This is a genomic window from Methanococcoides seepicolus (assembly GCF_023684405.1).
In the GTDB taxonomy this organism is placed as follows: Archaea; Halobacteriota; Methanosarcinia; order Methanosarcinales; family Methanosarcinaceae; genus Methanococcoides; species Methanococcoides seepicolus.
Genome location: NZ_JAGSOI010000062.1, coordinates 1 through 15,564, shown reverse-complemented (window position 1 = coordinate 15,564; position 15,564 = coordinate 1). Strand labels below are relative to the sequence as shown.

The following is a 15,564-nucleotide window of genomic DNA, read 5'->3' as shown; positions in this document are numbered from 1 at the left end:
AGCTACATTTCTACTGTTAAGAAGAATCAACTTTCTGTGATGAAAGCTATTCAAGATGCAATCGATGGAAAGCCATTTGTTCCAACGATTGTTTGATTTTAGGGTTGCAAATTAATTTTTTGTATTAGAGTTGAATACAGGATTGACGATAATTAGGCTGAATAGTTACAATAATTCAAAAATTAAGCACTAATAATTGATAATGTTTATATCCACATCACCCATAAACTTTATTGTAAGTGATATGGTAATTGATAAGGGGGAAGTATGAGATGGATGAAAGTGTGATCAAGATCACAACAGCAAATCCGGCACCATTGGGATTAATGGGGTTTGGAATGACCACGGTGTTACTTAATTTGCATAATGCAGGATTCTTTGGACTGGGAGTAACTATCTTAGCCATGGGCCTATTGTATGGAGGCATTGCTCAAATTATAGCAGGGGTCATGGAATGGAAAAATGGTAACACTTTTGGAACAACAGCATTCACTTCATATGGAGCATTCTGGCTCACTTTAGTATTCATACTGATCGCACCAAAATTGGGTCTAGGAGACGCTCCAGGCGCAATAGAAATGTCAGCATATCTATTCATGTGGGGATTGTTCACTTTTGGAATGTTCATAGGTACCTTCAGATCTAATAGAGCCTTGCAAGTCGTCTTCGGATCATTAACATTGTTATTCTTATTGCTAGCCATATCCGATCTCACAGGGAATGCAGCAATGAAGCAATTCGCTGGTTATGAAGGGATCTTTTGTGGTCTCAGTGCAATATATCTGGCAATGGCTGAAATAATAAATGAAAAGTTCGGCAAAACGATCTTACCAATAGGTGAATAATTCAAATCTCGAAATAATTCCCATTGACCTTTAGCCATTCCTTCCTTTTTTCATAATCTGCCAGCACTGTCCCCATAATCTCCCAGAACTTCTGTGTATGATTCTTTTCCTTCAGATGAACCAGTTCATGTACCACTACATAATCAACTATCGACATCGGTGCAAGTATGGTCTTCCAGTGAATGTTGATAGTGCCGGCTGAAGAACAAGAGCCCCAACGGAACTTCAGGTCAAGTACTCTGATGTCGGATGGTTCGACCCCTAGTATCGACTTGTAGATCACCACACGCTTCTCAATGATGGGAAGTGCGTGTTCCCTATACCATTTGATGAATGTCTCACGTCCCTTGTCGGCATTTTTTTGATCAAGCTCAAAATAGCCATGAGATAATTTCAGGGGAGCACCATCATCAACTATCTGCAATCTGTAACTCTTACCAAGATAGGGAAATCCTTCACCATTTACGTATTTCTTAGGCGGCAGTTCATCTTCGATCAGACGTTTTTCTGCGAGTTTTTGATATATCCAGAATTTCTTATCTTCAAAAAAACCATCGATAACATCAATAGCGCAATCCTGTGGTGCTCTCACTATGATGTCATTGTTGCGCTCTATGCTAATCCCAAGGCTCTTACGGTTGGACCTTACCAATGTGTACGTTAACGTTTTTGAGGGCATGTATCAGGACTCTTTGAGCTTTGTGTCGAGATTTTCAGCAAGTCCCATGAAACGGGCTGCTATTTTCTCTCTGTTCTTGATGACATCGGGTAATTTTGATCTTACGAGAAGAGTTACAATGTAACTTATGAGTTTCTTTTTCTCGGAATCCTTGTCCCAGAAATCAATGATATCAATTTCCCTTTTTATGAGAGATACAATATCGGATGTAAGACCTATTATTGTTTCCTTATCTTCGGTCTTTGGTTCATTTTCACCATACAGTTCTTTCACTATGATGTCATAGAACGGTTTTTCAAGAACCGGGTCAAGACCATCATCTTCCATCTCCCTTCCAGAACGGACCGTGGTCAGGAAATCTTCGAGCTCATGACTCAATTCTTCCCAATTTTCCTTACATGCTGTTAAGATATCTTCCAGCCGCTCACTCATTTTCTGGTAGAATTCGGGATCATACTCGATGTTTTTAGAGATGTGATATCTTATGGCATGTTCCATTTCGGATGCTTTCGATTTCGGGGATTTGATACTTGTCACGTAGGTTTCAAAATCTTCTGCCATGATGGATATTGGCGGGATCTTGGGGTCGATGCCTTTTGAGATGATGTATTCATCTATCAGTTTCTTTACTTTCTCTTCAGCATCTTCAATGTTCAGGTTATCGTCCCTATACCGGTTTCTGGCTGTCACTTTGATAAATGAGAGGGTCTTCATGTCCCCTACATAAGGCAATGCAGCGGGGTTGGGGAGAACTGTGTCCATACTTTTGAGGAAATACTTGTAGGCAACAATAAATTCTGCCCTTATTTCTTCATCTGCGAGATAATCAACACATGCATCAATGTCATCGATGCTGCTGATGTATGCTTTCTCGAATATGTTCACTGCACGATCGTGACGTTCACGAAGTTTCGGGATCTCATCTTTCAGTTCAATCAGAGCACCTTTCACATCGGTGGCAGTGAATATTTTAAGGGCGTCTTTTAGATGGTTGCCAATGCCATAGTAATCCACTACGAGTCCGTAGTTCTTTCCGCTTGCAGGACGATTGACACGTGCTATGGCCTGTAAGAGGTTATGCTCGATAAGTTTCCTGTCGATGTACATTACCTGTTCCACAGGTGCATCAAATCCGGTTATCAGCATGTCCTTTACAATGAGGAATGCAACGCCACTTTGTTTTTCAGGGTCGTCTGCTTTGAGGGGTTTCTTGAACTTTTCAATATCCCTGTTCTGACGGGCACGGTCGGTATATGTTGCATATTCAACGGGGTCATTGTGGTCCCCAGATATGACTACAGCCGTTTCAAGTCTCTTTAGGGTATCCAGTTCTTCTTTTTTCTGTACGTCTTCTGGTTGGGTTTCAAGTTCTTCAATAACATCCCTTATGGCATTGTCCAGATATTCTTTGTAACGCATGGCTGCCTTTCTACTGGATGTTACTACCTGTGCTTTGAACCCATTTTCCATGATCTTCTTACGATAATGGTCAACGATATCTTTGGCAATTGCCTCTATGCGTTTTGGTGCTGAGAGAATATCGGTTTTCGTTCCGTATTTCGCCTGTATCGCTTCTCTTTCTTGGGGAGTGTAATCACGGAACATGTCTTCAAAGACATCATCAAGGGCTTTACCATCCTTGACCGCATCCTTTGAGGTCCTGCCTTCGTAGATAATCTGAAGGGTCGAGCCATCTTTCACTGATTGCTCGATGGTGTATTTGTCAATATAGTCCCCGAATGTATCGGTGGTCTTCTTTTTCGCTTTTTCTGTGATGAGGGGGGTTCCGGTGAATGCTATTTTCGTACAATTGGGTAATGCGTTCGATAGACTCGCATGAAGGTTTGATGATTGTGTGCGGTGAGCCTCATCTATTAAGAGCAGGATGTTCTCAGACCGATTAAGGACTGGCAGTGGTATGAACTTACTCTTTTTCTTGAGTTTGACCCCATCCTTGCCATTGGAATTTATATCGGCAGTGGACTTGTTTTTCCCATTGCCTTTCTCTTTTACCTGACATTTCTGCATCATTCCCATGACGAGATTGGAGGTATCGCTTTTCAACAGGTCCTTCAATTCTTCGATGCTGTCTGCAATATATACGGTCTCATCGGTGTTGTTTGCAGTACTGCCTAACTGAGTTTGAAGATCGGTTCGATCGGTTACGAGTACGACCTTGTATTTTTTCAGTTGCGGGTCTTTCCTCATTTTTCGTATGAGGAACACCATTGTCAGGGATTTTCCACTTCCCTGTGTGTGCCATACAACACCGCCCCTTTCAGCAGGAGTATTCCCTTCTGATATCCTTTCAATGATCTTCCTGACCGCTCTGTACTGCTGATATCGGGATACGATCTTCGCTACCTTCCCCTTATCGTTTTCTTTGAATATGGTGAAGTTGTGTACGATATCCAGAAAGTTCTCAGGATGCAACATACCCTGCACCAGTATCTGCTGGCTGTTGGGATTCGAGCCATCCGTATTGATGTCTGAAAATTTAAAGGGATAGCAGTCTTTCCATTCAAGATAATGCTCAAGACCGCCACTGATGGTGGAGAATCGGGCCTCCTGCCTGTAGGTCGCTATCATGAACTGGTTGTAGTGGAATAATCTCTCATTCCCTTCCCTCTCTTTCGCCTGTGGTCTATTGTTACAATACCTCAAAAGCTGGTTCTTGGCCTCCCACATGGGATCAGAGACCTTCGGGGATTTACATTCAACCACAACAAGAGGGATCCCATTGACGAACAACACGATATCAGGAATGATGTGTTTATGCGTTCCCAATACATTGACCTTGAACTGACTTACCGCAAGAAAACGATTGTTCTCAATATTCTCAAAGTCAATATATTTGACAGAGGGACTCTTCGCCCCAGTCTCCCGATTCTCATCCACCACCGTATTGTTGAGAAGAAGCTCACTAATCCCCATATTAGTTTCCATAAGATTGGAAGCCTTGATGCGTGTGAGCTCATTGGTAACCTCCCGTATCTGGTCATCCTCCATCCATGAATTGATCCCCTTCAATGCAATAGCCAGTTCTCTCTCGATGATGATATCACTATATGCAGACCGATAAGACTCCTCGGGAGCTGATGTCATTTCCAGTTCAAGTATGTCCCAACCCAACCCCTCAAGCTGGTCCAAAAAAGGCTTTTCAACATACGTATATTCGTTAAGATCGGTCATACCGTCACCCTCACCCTGCCTGTCAGTAAATCTTGCATAAGCCCTTTCTTCATTTGCAGGAGCTTGTCACGATATGCTTCTTCTTTTTCGATATGCTGGTCTGCGGATGTGAGGATTTCAGCGATGCGTTTTTGTTCGGGGAGAGGGGGTAATTTAATAATTTCTGGATGAATGAAATTTCGATTAAGTGAAGGAACTCCTGTAGCTGCTGAATATTTCTTAAGATTTAAACTTTGTAATAGTCTCCAAATAAATTTCGGATAATTTCCATGAAAATCTTTTACATACAAAGTTGTATTCAGTGGCCAATAATCAACATGGCTATAATATACAAACCCAATTGTACCACTTCTTCCAGTCAAAACCCCAGGACCTTTAACCATTGATTCTGAATGACAGCCATTTATCCCATTTGAACCATAAACTGGATTTATTCCTTCATTTCTTACTTGAATTGGTAAATCATACCCTCTTTGTAATGTAGCTACAGATTCTAACTTCCTTAAGTCCCATTCCACCGGCACTTTCCCCAACACCGAATCCTTGAACTCATGCGTCTGCTCACTCCGAACACACCCCACCTCATCGATCCCTTTAGTGAGAAGGTCGGACATGAGTCCCTTTTTCACATGCTGATATTTCTCGATGAGTGCCTCGGTTTCTTCGATGGTTTCGTCTACTGATGAGAGGATGGAGGCGATTTTTTGCTGCTCGGGGAGAGGGGGGAGGGGGATTTTAACATTTCGCAATATTTCTTGGCTAATGTTTGGTTGACCTCCACCCGCACCCAATGATATTAAATTTTTTCGATTATATAATAACCAATAAAATAAATATATATAATCATTTTTTTTAGAGATGAATGCACAACAAGCTTGATTAGATGAACTTTCAACTCTCAGAATGCCTAATTTTCCGATTGTTGCACCATACATAGCTATTAGGACAGTTTTAACAGGATAAATTTTAGCAGAAGAAAATTTAAGACCAATATTAGTAATCTTTTCGTCAGTGCCAAATATATCTTTATCTTTTAATTCTCCAGTTTTTATCCAACAAATGTCCCCATTTTCATAATATTCATTTTTCCCCCTATTAGGAGTTCCACCACTAGTCATTTTGTCAGTGAAATCATTTAATGGAACTACATCCCACTCCACCGGAATCTCGCCCAATTCTGTCATCTTGTAGCCATCACGCACCATAGCCGAGTTCCTCCAGGAAATTGTTCATCTTTGACCTTGCAGCGTCACGTTCGGACTCTATTGCCTTTGCAGGAATGTGGTATTTGGTCCACCAGTTCTCGAACGATGTGATGAATTGTTGTCGGGATTCGGTCAGGTATTGGTTGAGGAACTTGTCGAGCTCGATCTTGAATTTTGAGAGGACACATTCTGCAACCTGATCTTTGTTTGTGGGGGAGAGGGTGTCAATTGAACATTCGGTGGCGTCCTCTTCGGGTTCCCTAATGTTGCCGTCATCGTCCAATAGTTGTTTATTGAGAACGAAATCGTTGGTCCAACCGGTGTTCATGGCGGTCTTCAGGTCGTACTGGATGAATTTCCACCAGTTAACGAATATACCTGCCACTTTGAAATCATCAAGAAGACCTATGGGTACAAGTTGCTCTTTGATGGAATCAAGGAATTCCTTACGGACAACGAATGGGTCTTTCGTATCAGGAAGGGTCTCTAACCTCTTATTATTGTCATTCCACCACTCATCAAGAGCTAAACGCATATCGTCCTCTATGGGGTCACAGATAGCTTCAGAGACGGTTTTTATCTTGTCCTTCTCATCTATCGAGGGGAGAAGATCGTAGAAATTAGGTGTATCGGTCCTTTGGACCAACATATCACCGTCTTTAAGGTGATATTTATCGAAAATATGTGCTTTAGCTTTCACCTCATCGGCAGGGATACCACCCATCAGATGAGCTCGTACGTTATGGGGTTCGGGCTCAGGGGAATTATCCACATATCTGCGTATATTGAGGTTGAAATCCTGTGCTTCTATTTCTGAAATATCAACAAGTCTGGAATACTTTGGTATCTCCAGATGAGAACTGTAAGCAGTAGTTATCTTCTCAACATCTTCAGGTCTCAGGCGGTTCTGGTTCTTCCCTTCAGCAAATTCAGCATCGGAATTGATGAAAAGCACTTTACCGAGCATATCATCCGTTTTGTTCTTATTGACCACAAGCACACATGCCGGAATGCCAGTGCCATAGAAAAGACCCGCAGGCAGTCCAATAATAGCTTCAATAATATCGTCCTTCAACATACCTTCACGTATCTTCTTCTCATCTCCACCTCTGAAAAGAACACCATGAGGAAGCACAGTAGCCATCTTTCCCTTACTGTTGGTACTGGCAACCATGTGTTGTGCGAACATCAGGTCAGCTTTCTTTTTCTCAGGCGAGAAACCATAAAGGTATCGTTCCTGGAATGTCAGGTTCTTCCTCGAATAATCAAGTGAGAATGGGGGATTGGCAATCACCCTGTCAAAATGCATGATCTCCCCGCCTTCAGTATGCTTAGGCTCTGTCAGGGTATCGCCATGTTCGATCTTTGCATCCTGTATATCATGCAAGATCATGTTCATTTTGCAGATGGACCAGGTACCGCCATAGGCATCCTGTCCATACAATGTAAGATCACGGGAGTTCTGTCCCTTCTCTTCCACATACTGTTTCGATTGTATCAACATACCCCCGGAACCACATGTAGGATCATATACACGCATTCCCTCTTCGGGGTCAAGAACCTGTACCATCATACGTACAACTTCAGTAGGGGTGTAAAATTCCCCGCCCTTTTTGCCTGCGGAATCAGCAAAGTACTTTATCAGATACTCATAAGCTGCACCAAGCAGGTCAGGGAATTCAAAATCATCGTTATGAAGGGGTTTCTTGTCGAAATGGACAAGGAAATCCTGTAATTTTGAGTCAGGGATACGGCTCTTTCCTTTCTTCGCATTGAAATCGATGTGCTTCAGAACCCCATCGAGTTCAGATGGGTTGGTATCTTCCAACGCAGCAAGAGCCTTATTCAGTTCATTCCCGATATCCTTCTTCAGATGCTTGAGATTGTCCCATCTGGCCTCTTCAGGGACATAGTATAGGTATTCAGTAGGAGAATTGGCCATTGATTCCGCTTCATCATTTGTAAGCCCCTCAGAAATCCATTTTTGAATGATCTTTTCCCGCTTTTCATCAAATTGGTCTGACATCCTTTTCAGGAAGAGCATTCCAAAAATGTATTCTTTGTATTCAGATGCGTCCATCGAGCCACGCAGGATGTCAGCAGCCTTGAATAAATGGGACTCAAGTTGTTGAAGGGTCAGTTTCGCCATGTCGGTTTAATGAATTGTTAAGGGTTATAAATTTGCTTATTTGGTATTGGTTATAGAATGTTTTGATTTTAGAAATATACGTTTGCTAAAGATCTATAGTTCAAATATAAAATTGGTTTAGCTGAAGTGGTTGGAGGGATGAATCATTGTCAAAAAAGCAGCTATTATTCACCGGCTCTGTAGAAATCCTCGATATTCGGACACTAATCCAATTTGAAAAGATTATGGAATGTGTTACATGATGTTGGAATATAATCCAATTTCCAGTCTATATATGTTGATTTTGATAGGTTTTCTACAGAGAGTATTCACCTTTTTGTTTTATGGTCACTACACATTCGTGCCCACCAATCCTTATATAATTCACCAGTCTCTTTTTCGTGTCTCGCTTTATAGTGAGCATCAATTCCGTCCCATCCATTTCCCTTAAATATATAATCGCAGATCGGACAAATTCTTGGATGGGTAATGTTTTTTCCCCAACATGGACAGTTTTCATTGCACATACTTTTCACTTCCTTTAAGGTAAGGATTATTTTTTGATCTTCATACATTGGTATGATTTTCAATATTTAACTCTTCTCATTTGTTTCTCGTTGTCATCATTTAATTAACACTCCAAAACTAAAATATATAGAATATATATCTATATTGATTATATAATGTCATACATACTCCACTATATAATATACTGAGAAATTATATATGCATTTCAACTCATTTGCACCTTTATAGGACTGACAAACCAAACCAAAAGGGTCGGTTCAAGAAGGTTAAAAAAATGTTCAAGAGATCGATGTTATCTGTGACCACTCTGCTTGTGGTCATGTCCCTTGCTCTTTTCGGAGCAGGTTGTGTAGGGAATAATTCAGATGATGGCGGAGAAGCCATAATGGTCAAAGGGTCGGACACCGTCCTTCCACTTGCACAGGCAGAAGCTGAAGTTTTTATGAACGAAAATCCTGGTAAGTACGTCTCCATCATTGGCGGTGGTTCCGGTGTTGGAATTGCTGCACTTATCGATGGTGAAGTCGATATTGCAATGACATCAAGGGCAATGAAGGACGTTGAGATAGAGAACGCACATAATAACGGCATTAACCCATTGCAGCATACAATTGCATGGGACGGTATCTCAGTTATCGTAAACCCGGAAAATCCTATTTCAGAACTCACATTCGAACAGATAAAAGCTATCTACGTAGGTGATGTTTCAAACTGGAACGAAGTTGGTGGAGAAGACCGAGAGATCGTGGTCCTTTCACGCGATAGCAGTTCAGGTACCTACGAGTACTTCAAAGATGAAGTTCTTGAAGGCAACGAATTCAGGGCTGATGCACTCATTAACCCATCGACCGGATCGATCATCCAGACCGTAATGCAGAACAAAGCTGCTATTGGTTATGCTGGTGTAGCATATCTTGGCAATGACGTAAAAGCACTTGCTGTCGATGCAGGAGAAGGTGCTGAAGAACCAACTGCAGAGAATATCCTCTCAGGTGCATACCCCCTTGCAAGACCACTATATTTCTACACTGACGGAGAACCTGCCGGTCTTAACCTTGAATTCATAGAGTTCATTTCAAGTGAGCTGGGATCCGAAACAGTCTTAGAGGTAGGGTATTTCCCTGCTTAACCTTTTTTGAACATCTAAAATCACCAAGGACGGAGAATGTCACGTAGAAATAATAAGGAAAAGGCAATTGAAGTTGCTCTTCTGATGACAAGCGGAGTGACGATAGTAGCTCTTTTCCTTCTTTGTATTTTTCTTTTTAGAGAAGGAGCCCTTCTGTTTGGAGATCATTCATTAGTTTCCTTCATCACAGGGACTTCTTGGTACCCTTCATCCTCGCCTGCAAAATTTGGCCTGTTGCCCCTACTTGCCGGTTCACTGATAGTGACCGCCGGAGCGATCATCCTCTCCGTACCCCTTGGTATCGCAGCAGCTATCTATATGGCAGAACTTGCAGACCCGAGGATAGCACAAATACTAAAACCATTTGTTGAGATCCTTGCAGGAATACCCTCAGTGGTCTATGGTTTCTTCGGACTTATCGTAGTAGTCCCACTGCTACAGGATCTTTTATCCCTCCCCACGGGACAGACCGCACTGGCAGGTTCTATCATGCTTGGGATGATGGCATTACCAACCATCATATCAGTAGCTGAAGATGCCATCAACTCAGTGCCTTTAAGTCTTAAGGAAGGTTCCCTGGCCCTTGGAAGTACTCATTGGCAAACAATATATCGCGTTATCCTGCCAGCAGCATTGTCCGGCATATCAGCCGCGGTCATGCTTGGTATCGGAAGAGCCATAGGGGAAACAATGACCGTAATGATGGTTACAGGTAATACTGCCATCATACCCGGGATCCCGGAAGGTCTTTTCGACCCGGTAAGGACCATGACCGCAACCATAGCCCTGGAAATGGGCGAAGTACCACAGGGAAGTGAACATTTCCATGCCCTGTTCGCTGTCGGTGCAGTACTCTTTATAACTACATTCATTATCAATCTCATTGCTGATAGTGTCAAGAAAAAATACAGACTTCAGGAGGAGGCATAATGTTCCTTAGACCTGACAAAGCAGAGAAACTGGCATTTGCAACCTTGAAGATCTGCATGGCCAGTGTGATCATTTTCGTGTCCGTTCTGCTTATCCACATCATTGTGAACGGATACAGTGTACTTAGCATTGAGTTCATTACACAAATGCCAATGAAAAGAATGACCGAAGGAGGCATATATCCGGCCATAGTGGGAACCGTTTCGCTTATCGGGCTTTCAATGGCACTGGCCGTACCGCTTGGAATACTCTCAGCGATATACCTGAACGAATACTCCAGTCCCGGCCGTGCATCATGGGCTATCGAGATGGCGATCAATAATCTTGCAGGAACCCCTTCAGTGGTATTCGGTCTTTTCGGGCTGGCACTGTTCGTCAAATATTTCGGCTTTGGCCCCTCCATCCTCTCAGCATCACTAACTCTGGCCTTACTCATACTTCCAGTGATCATACGTGCAAGTAAAGAAGCTCTCATGACCGTACCACAGGAATATCGCGAAGCATCTTTAGCACTTGGCATAACAAAATGGCAGACCACAAGAAAGGTAATACTTCCTGCTGCCATTCCGGGAATAATGACCGGCATTGTCCTGAGCATTGGCAGGGTTGCCGGAGAGACAGCACCAATACTTCTGACAGGTGCAGCATACTTTTTACCAAGGATACCTGATTCGGTCTTTTCACAGTTCATGGCGCTACCTTACCATCTGTTCGTTCTGGCAACATCCGGCACGAGCATTAGTCAGACAAGACCACTACAATATGGAACTGCATTGGTGCTCCTGTTCATCGTGTTCATGATGAACGGTATTGCAGTCGTCATAAGGAACCACTACAGGAAGAAGTTGAGCAGATGATCGAAGAACAGGAACTTTTATTATGTCCAAAAATGAAAATATTATAAATATCAAGATCGAAAACCTTGATCTCTGGTATGGTGAAAAACCTGCCTTAAAGGATATTTCCCTTGATATCCCCAAAAATAAAGTCACTGCACTGATAGGTCCTTCCGGATGTGGAAAATCTACATTCTTAAGATGCCTGAACAGGATGAACGATCTTGTGAAAACATGCCGTATCGAAGGCGATGTGCTGATCGATGAACAGAACATATATGGCAAGGATGTTGATGTCGTGGACCTGAGAAAAAGAGTAGGTATGGTCTTTCAAAAGCCAAATCCATTTCCCATGTCCGTCTATGATAACGTAGCTTACGGACCGAGGATACACGGGCTATCAAAGTCCGAGGTGGATGAGCGGGTTCATAAGGCACTTGAAGATGCCGCCCTGATGGAAGAAGTACGGGACCGTCTGAACGATAAAGCGTTCTCTCTGAGTGGCGGACAACAGCAACGTTTGTGCATTGCAAGAACGCTTGCAGTCAGACCGGAGATAATTCTCTTTGACGAACCCTGCAGTGCTCTTGACCCGATATCCACATCCAAGATCGAGGATCTTATTCTTGAACTAAAGAAAGATTACACTATTGTCATTGTGACACACAATATGCAACAAGCAGCACGTATTTCCGACCATACAGCGTTCTTCCTTCTTGGGGAACTTATCGAGTTCGGAAAGACAAAGCACATATTTGAAGATCCGCAGGTGAAGAGTACCGAGGATTACATAACAGGAAGGTTCGGGTGATATCATGGTCAGAGAAAGATTCAGTCAGCGACTTGAGGATCTCAGGTCGGAAATTCAGGAAATGGGAGAATTATCCCAGAAAATGCTTGTCGATTCCGTACAGGCATTGGAATATCTTGACCTTGAGCTTGCAAAGAATGTCATTGAGATGGATTCTATTGTTGATGATCTTGAATATGATGTCGAGAAAGCTACCGTGCACTTGCTGGCCCTACAACAACCAATGGCAAGAGACCTTCGCTTGATAACCGCTTCTTATAAGATAGCCATCGACCTTGAAAGAATGAGCGATTTTGCAGTGAATATAGCAGAACTCGTCAGTAAGATCGAAGGCGAACACGTCATACCATTGGCAGAGATTAACACGATCGCATCCATCACACAAATGATGATGGAAAATTCAATGAAAGCCTATGCTGAAAATGATGCTGAACTTGCAAAGGCTACTGCTGAAGAAGATAGTCAAGTTGACAGATTGTTCTATTCCACCTGGCAAAAACTGGTAAACCTGATGATAGAGGATGCGGCCCTGATCCCGAATGCTGTCGATCTTATCTTTGTTCTCAGATATCTGGAACGCATTGCTGACCATGCATGCAATATCTGTGAGGGGGTTGTTTATATCGCAACTAACCAGAGGGTCAACCTGAATTAAAAAAATAGGAGATAAGGTTTAGTGAGCCTTATAGACATCATTTTTTCTTTTATTTTCTTCTTTGTCGGGACCTCATATACCTCTGGGGAAGGGGAAATTGGATGGATAATGAAACTGTGAAATTAGCTTACTTGTATTGGTATAACTCATTATTTCCATGGTTCATAACAGACACAGAACTCAAGGAGGATAATTTAAGACCCGAAAAAGTCCGAATATTCATATAGCATTTTAATCTTATTTTCAAGAATATCCAGATTTATTAAAGCTTTATTTTCTAAAAAATTAATTTTTAATTCATTAATAAATAAAAAAAAGCTCTTAATAGCTTTGAATGGATAAAAATTTATAATTAATATTTTAAAATTGATTATTTTGATTAAATCTAGATTTATATCTTCAAAACGTAAAATTTGGACTTTAAAATCTTATTTTTATGTTTTGATTCATTTTTAAAAAAAATGGAGTTATTATTAATAATTATAATCGTAAAAAACATATTTAATCGATTTTTAATAAAGCAAAGTCTCTATATATGTGCTATATCCTTATTGAAGATACTTCTTGTTTTTAATTTACAAAATAATTTCTAAAAATGGAGATTTACTATTTTGAACTCTGTTATGATGGTAAAAAAAGCTATTCACTACAATGCAATACAGAATATTCTGCAACACTATGAATGTCCCGACACATGTAAAGCAGAATGTTGCAGGAATGGACGAGTCCATATATTCGAAGAAGAGTTCAACTTTTTAAAAGAAAATGATCCTGAAAAAGCGAAGGATATTAAAAGCGATATTCTTGTTCCGTCTCTTTATGTTATGACCAGCCCATGTTCTTTTCTTAACCCGACTAACAGGTGTGAGATCTATGAAAAAAGACTAACTGTTTGTGGTATGTACCCATTCAAAGTGAACGATTCGGGGATATCATTGGGGTTACAACCATGTCCTTTGGGTTTTATGATCATCAAAGACATATCATCCTGGGCAATGGACACAATATCGATAGCAGACATCCCTGCTGCTGAAAAAGCTGAAAAACTGCTGCAATGGGAGATAAGCCTTGAGTCTTATGCAACGGAAGCCTCAGATTTCCATTCCAGAGACTCACTTCAAGAAATGCAGATACCTTACGATGAACTTGACATGCTGTCCATGTTTCTGCAATCTAAAAATGCATTGAAGAAGGTCAATGGTGTACCTGAGATACAGGAAACCCATTGTTCAACATAAAAAGATTAATACTTCCCCTGATATTTTAGCATCAAAGCTGCTTACAAGTAGGTCTCCTAAAATTAAGAAAGCCATCCGGTTTATTGTTGATCTTGCTATTATTAACCTGATTGAAAAGGGAGCTATGGATAGTAAGGATTTTGTCAGGACTGAGAGCTTTTCCTTGAGGCTTAGACCTACTGGGGCAAGGAAGGTTACTGAAGAATTCAATTTTATCATGAGTGCGTTCTTAAATGTTCGAGTGGCCGATCTTCAAAGTTTTTATGAATCACGAAAAGAAATCGGTGCTAAGTTTATAACAGAGCTCAAAGATCACAGTGCTGAATTTCGCTGCTATATGGTAGACCCGGACGGCTACCTGATAGAAATCGGTGAAGCGAAGCCTCGCGAATAATAGGGGGTGGCGAAGGTGTTGGTGGAGAACTTCATCTAGAAATGTAATTACTGAAAGTCTTTGAGATACACTTTTAAGTCCGAAAAAGGAACAACGTCAATTCCTTTGTAGGTCTCAATATCTTCTTTAATTAAAGTCACAATTAATCCTTTAACTTTTCTTTCTTTTTTGAAACCAAAATCAATTTGATGTTTTTCAAAATAATTCACTCTATCAATATGTTTGTTTTTAATTTCATCTTTAATACCATCGTTTCCAAAAGCTCTATTTTGTTTTTCATGATTCAAAATGTAGTTTGGCCTTAAAGAGTTCCTTTTGCAATCTACAACAAACAAATATTCGTCATTATAAGGAAATAAATCTATTTCTCGTTGAATCTTATTTCCGTTTATTTCAAAATTTATTTTTTTGTTAGTCACTGATTGATCTTTATATCTAGGATGTTCTAAGCTGAAACTACAGGACTCAAAAACATCACAGGTTTCGTGTTCAAACTCCGTTCCTCTAAAACCTAAATCAGAGTTGTATTTTTTTGTGTTTGAGACAAATAGTATCAGGCTAGAAACCAAGAAGAGGGTTTCAGGACAAATAAAGATATTTAAATTATCATCAACTAGTAAAGGAAATTCTTTACAATTTTCTTCAGAAGAAACAAGTATTCCATACATATCTTCGCAGTCCAATGATTTAAGGCCACAAAGAAAATCAAAAATATCTAAACCAATTTCGTAATATAAATTATCATTTTTATGGTTTTGTGGTTGCGATAAGCGCATTTCCTCGCAATAATTAAAAAGTGAAACCATAAATTCCCATGCATTAGGATCACGCCTAATTTCATTAAATGCAAAAAAATCAAAATTAAAAGTAACTATTCAGCCATCCTCGCGTTTTTGATATAAACTTAGAATACTCAACACCATTCCATCAGTGCTTGATATTGATTTTACCAAAAAACAATATACTATGTCTCTATTTTAGTCACTCCCTGAAA

The 15,564-nt window shown here is 40.8% G+C and carries 14 protein-coding genes; 8 read left to right on the top strand and 6 right to left on the bottom strand.

The annotated features are described in order from the left end of the window. Positions 1-272 precede the first annotated feature (272 nt). Positions 273-845 (top strand): acetate uptake transporter, encoded by a 573-nt coding sequence (locus KDK67_RS11825; RefSeq protein WP_250868998.1) that lies wholly within the window; start codon positions 273-275, stop codon positions 843-845. A gap of 1 nt (position 846) precedes the next feature. Here KDK67_RS11825 and KDK67_RS11820 read toward each other — a convergent pair whose 3' ends face one another. From KDK67_RS11820 to KDK67_RS11800, 5 genes are all read right to left on the bottom strand, one after another. After that, positions 847-1,524, bottom strand: a complete 678-nt coding sequence (locus KDK67_RS11820; protein ID WP_250868997.1) for a M48 family metallopeptidase — start codon at positions 1,522-1,524, stop codon at positions 847-849. Positions 1,525-1,527: 3 nt separating this feature from the next. After that, a complete protein-coding gene (locus KDK67_RS11815; protein ID WP_250868996.1) occupies positions 1,528-4,716 on the bottom strand; it encodes a type I restriction endonuclease subunit R in 3,189 nt (1,062 codons plus the stop codon). Next, a complete protein-coding gene (locus tag KDK67_RS11810) occupies positions 4,713-5,921 on the bottom strand; it encodes a restriction endonuclease subunit S (RefSeq protein ID WP_250868995.1) in 1,209 nt (402 codons plus the stop codon). Before KDK67_RS11810 ends, KDK67_RS11815 begins: the two co-directional genes overlap by 4 nt. Beyond that, complete coding sequence (locus KDK67_RS11805; RefSeq protein WP_250868994.1) at positions 5,911-8,070, bottom strand: type I restriction-modification system subunit M; 2,160 nt, start codon at positions 8,068-8,070, stop codon at positions 5,911-5,913. Before KDK67_RS11805 ends, KDK67_RS11810 begins: the two co-directional genes overlap by 11 nt. Positions 8,071-8,378: 308 nt before the next feature. After that, a complete protein-coding gene (locus KDK67_RS11800; protein WP_250868993.1) occupies positions 8,379-8,639 on the bottom strand; it encodes a hypothetical protein in 261 nt (86 codons plus the stop codon). Between the two features lie 212 nt (positions 8,640-8,851). On the opposite strand from KDK67_RS11800, the gene KDK67_RS11795 reads away from it, so the two are divergent. From KDK67_RS11795 to KDK67_RS11765, 7 genes are all read left to right on the top strand, one after another. After that, the gene (locus KDK67_RS11795) at positions 8,852-9,706 is read left to right on the top strand and encodes a phosphate ABC transporter substrate-binding protein (RefSeq protein WP_250868992.1); all 855 of its coding nucleotides are present in this window, start codon (positions 8,852-8,854) and stop codon (positions 9,704-9,706) included. 36 nt (positions 9,707-9,742) lie between these two features. Further along, positions 9,743-10,636 (top strand): phosphate ABC transporter permease subunit PstC, encoded by an 894-nt coding sequence (gene pstC, locus KDK67_RS11790; protein ID WP_250868991.1) that lies wholly within the window; start codon positions 9,743-9,745, stop codon positions 10,634-10,636. Continuing rightward, the gene (pstA, locus tag KDK67_RS11785; RefSeq protein ID WP_250868990.1) at positions 10,636-11,493 is read left to right on the top strand and encodes a phosphate ABC transporter permease PstA; all 858 of its coding nucleotides are present in this window, start codon (positions 10,636-10,638) and stop codon (positions 11,491-11,493) included. The genes pstC and pstA overlap by 1 nt, the downstream gene beginning before the upstream one ends. 22 nt (positions 11,494-11,515) lie before the next feature. After that, positions 11,516-12,283, top strand: coding sequence for a phosphate ABC transporter ATP-binding protein PstB (gene pstB, locus KDK67_RS11780; protein WP_250868989.1), 768 nt, complete (start codon positions 11,516-11,518; stop codon positions 12,281-12,283). A 4-nt stretch (positions 12,284-12,287) separates the two neighbouring features. Then, positions 12,288-12,938: a phosphate signaling complex protein PhoU gene (gene phoU / locus KDK67_RS11775; RefSeq protein ID WP_250868988.1), complete on the top strand. Its 651-nt coding sequence runs from the start codon at positions 12,288-12,290 to the stop codon at positions 12,936-12,938. Positions 12,939-13,549: 611 nt separating this feature from the next. After that, positions 13,550-14,176 carry a YkgJ family cysteine cluster protein gene (locus tag KDK67_RS11770; protein WP_250868987.1) on the top strand — a complete coding sequence of 209 codons (627 nt, stop codon included), beginning with the start codon at positions 13,550-13,552 and terminating at the stop codon, positions 14,174-14,176. Then, positions 14,136-14,570 (top strand): VOC family protein, encoded by a 435-nt coding sequence (locus KDK67_RS11765; RefSeq protein WP_250868986.1) that lies wholly within the window; start codon positions 14,136-14,138, stop codon positions 14,568-14,570. The genes KDK67_RS11770 and KDK67_RS11765 overlap by 41 nt, the downstream gene beginning before the upstream one ends. Positions 14,571-14,617: 47 nt before the next feature. Here KDK67_RS11765 and KDK67_RS11760 read toward each other — a convergent pair whose 3' ends face one another. Beyond that, positions 14,618-15,376, bottom strand: coding sequence for a hypothetical protein (locus KDK67_RS11760; protein WP_250868985.1), 759 nt, complete (start codon positions 15,374-15,376; stop codon positions 14,618-14,620). Positions 15,377-15,564: the final 188 nt, after the last annotated feature.

Coding starts and splice junctions, on each gene's coding strand:
- KDK67_RS11825 (WP_250868998.1), top strand. CDS start 273: ATGGATGAAAGTGTGATCAAGATCACAACAGCAAATCCGGCACCATTG.
- KDK67_RS11820 (WP_250868997.1), bottom strand. CDS start 1,524: ATGCCCTCAAAAACGTTAACGTACACATTGGTAAGGTCCAACCGTAAG.
- KDK67_RS11815 (WP_250868996.1), bottom strand. CDS start 4,716: ATGACCGATCTTAACGAATATACGTATGTTGAAAAGCCTTTTTTGGAC.
- KDK67_RS11810 (WP_250868995.1), bottom strand. CDS start 5,921: ATGGTGCGTGATGGCTACAAGATGACAGAATTGGGCGAGATTCCGGTG.
- KDK67_RS11805 (WP_250868994.1), bottom strand. CDS start 8,070: ATGGCGAAACTGACCCTTCAACAACTTGAGTCCCATTTATTCAAGGCT.
- KDK67_RS11795 (WP_250868992.1), top strand. CDS start 8,852: ATGTTCAAGAGATCGATGTTATCTGTGACCACTCTGCTTGTGGTCATG.
- pstC (WP_250868991.1), top strand. CDS start 9,743: ATGTCACGTAGAAATAATAAGGAAAAGGCAATTGAAGTTGCTCTTCTG.
- pstA (WP_250868990.1), top strand. CDS start 10,636: ATGTTCCTTAGACCTGACAAAGCAGAGAAACTGGCATTTGCAACCTTG.
- pstB (WP_250868989.1), top strand. CDS start 11,516: ATGTCCAAAAATGAAAATATTATAAATATCAAGATCGAAAACCTTGAT.
- phoU (WP_250868988.1), top strand. CDS start 12,288: ATGGTCAGAGAAAGATTCAGTCAGCGACTTGAGGATCTCAGGTCGGAA.
- KDK67_RS11765 (WP_250868986.1), top strand. CDS start 14,136: ATGGTGTACCTGAGATACAGGAAACCCATTGTTCAACATAAAAAGATT.
- KDK67_RS11760 (WP_250868985.1), bottom strand. CDS start 15,376: ATGGTTTCACTTTTTAATTATTGCGAGGAAATGCGCTTATCGCAACCA.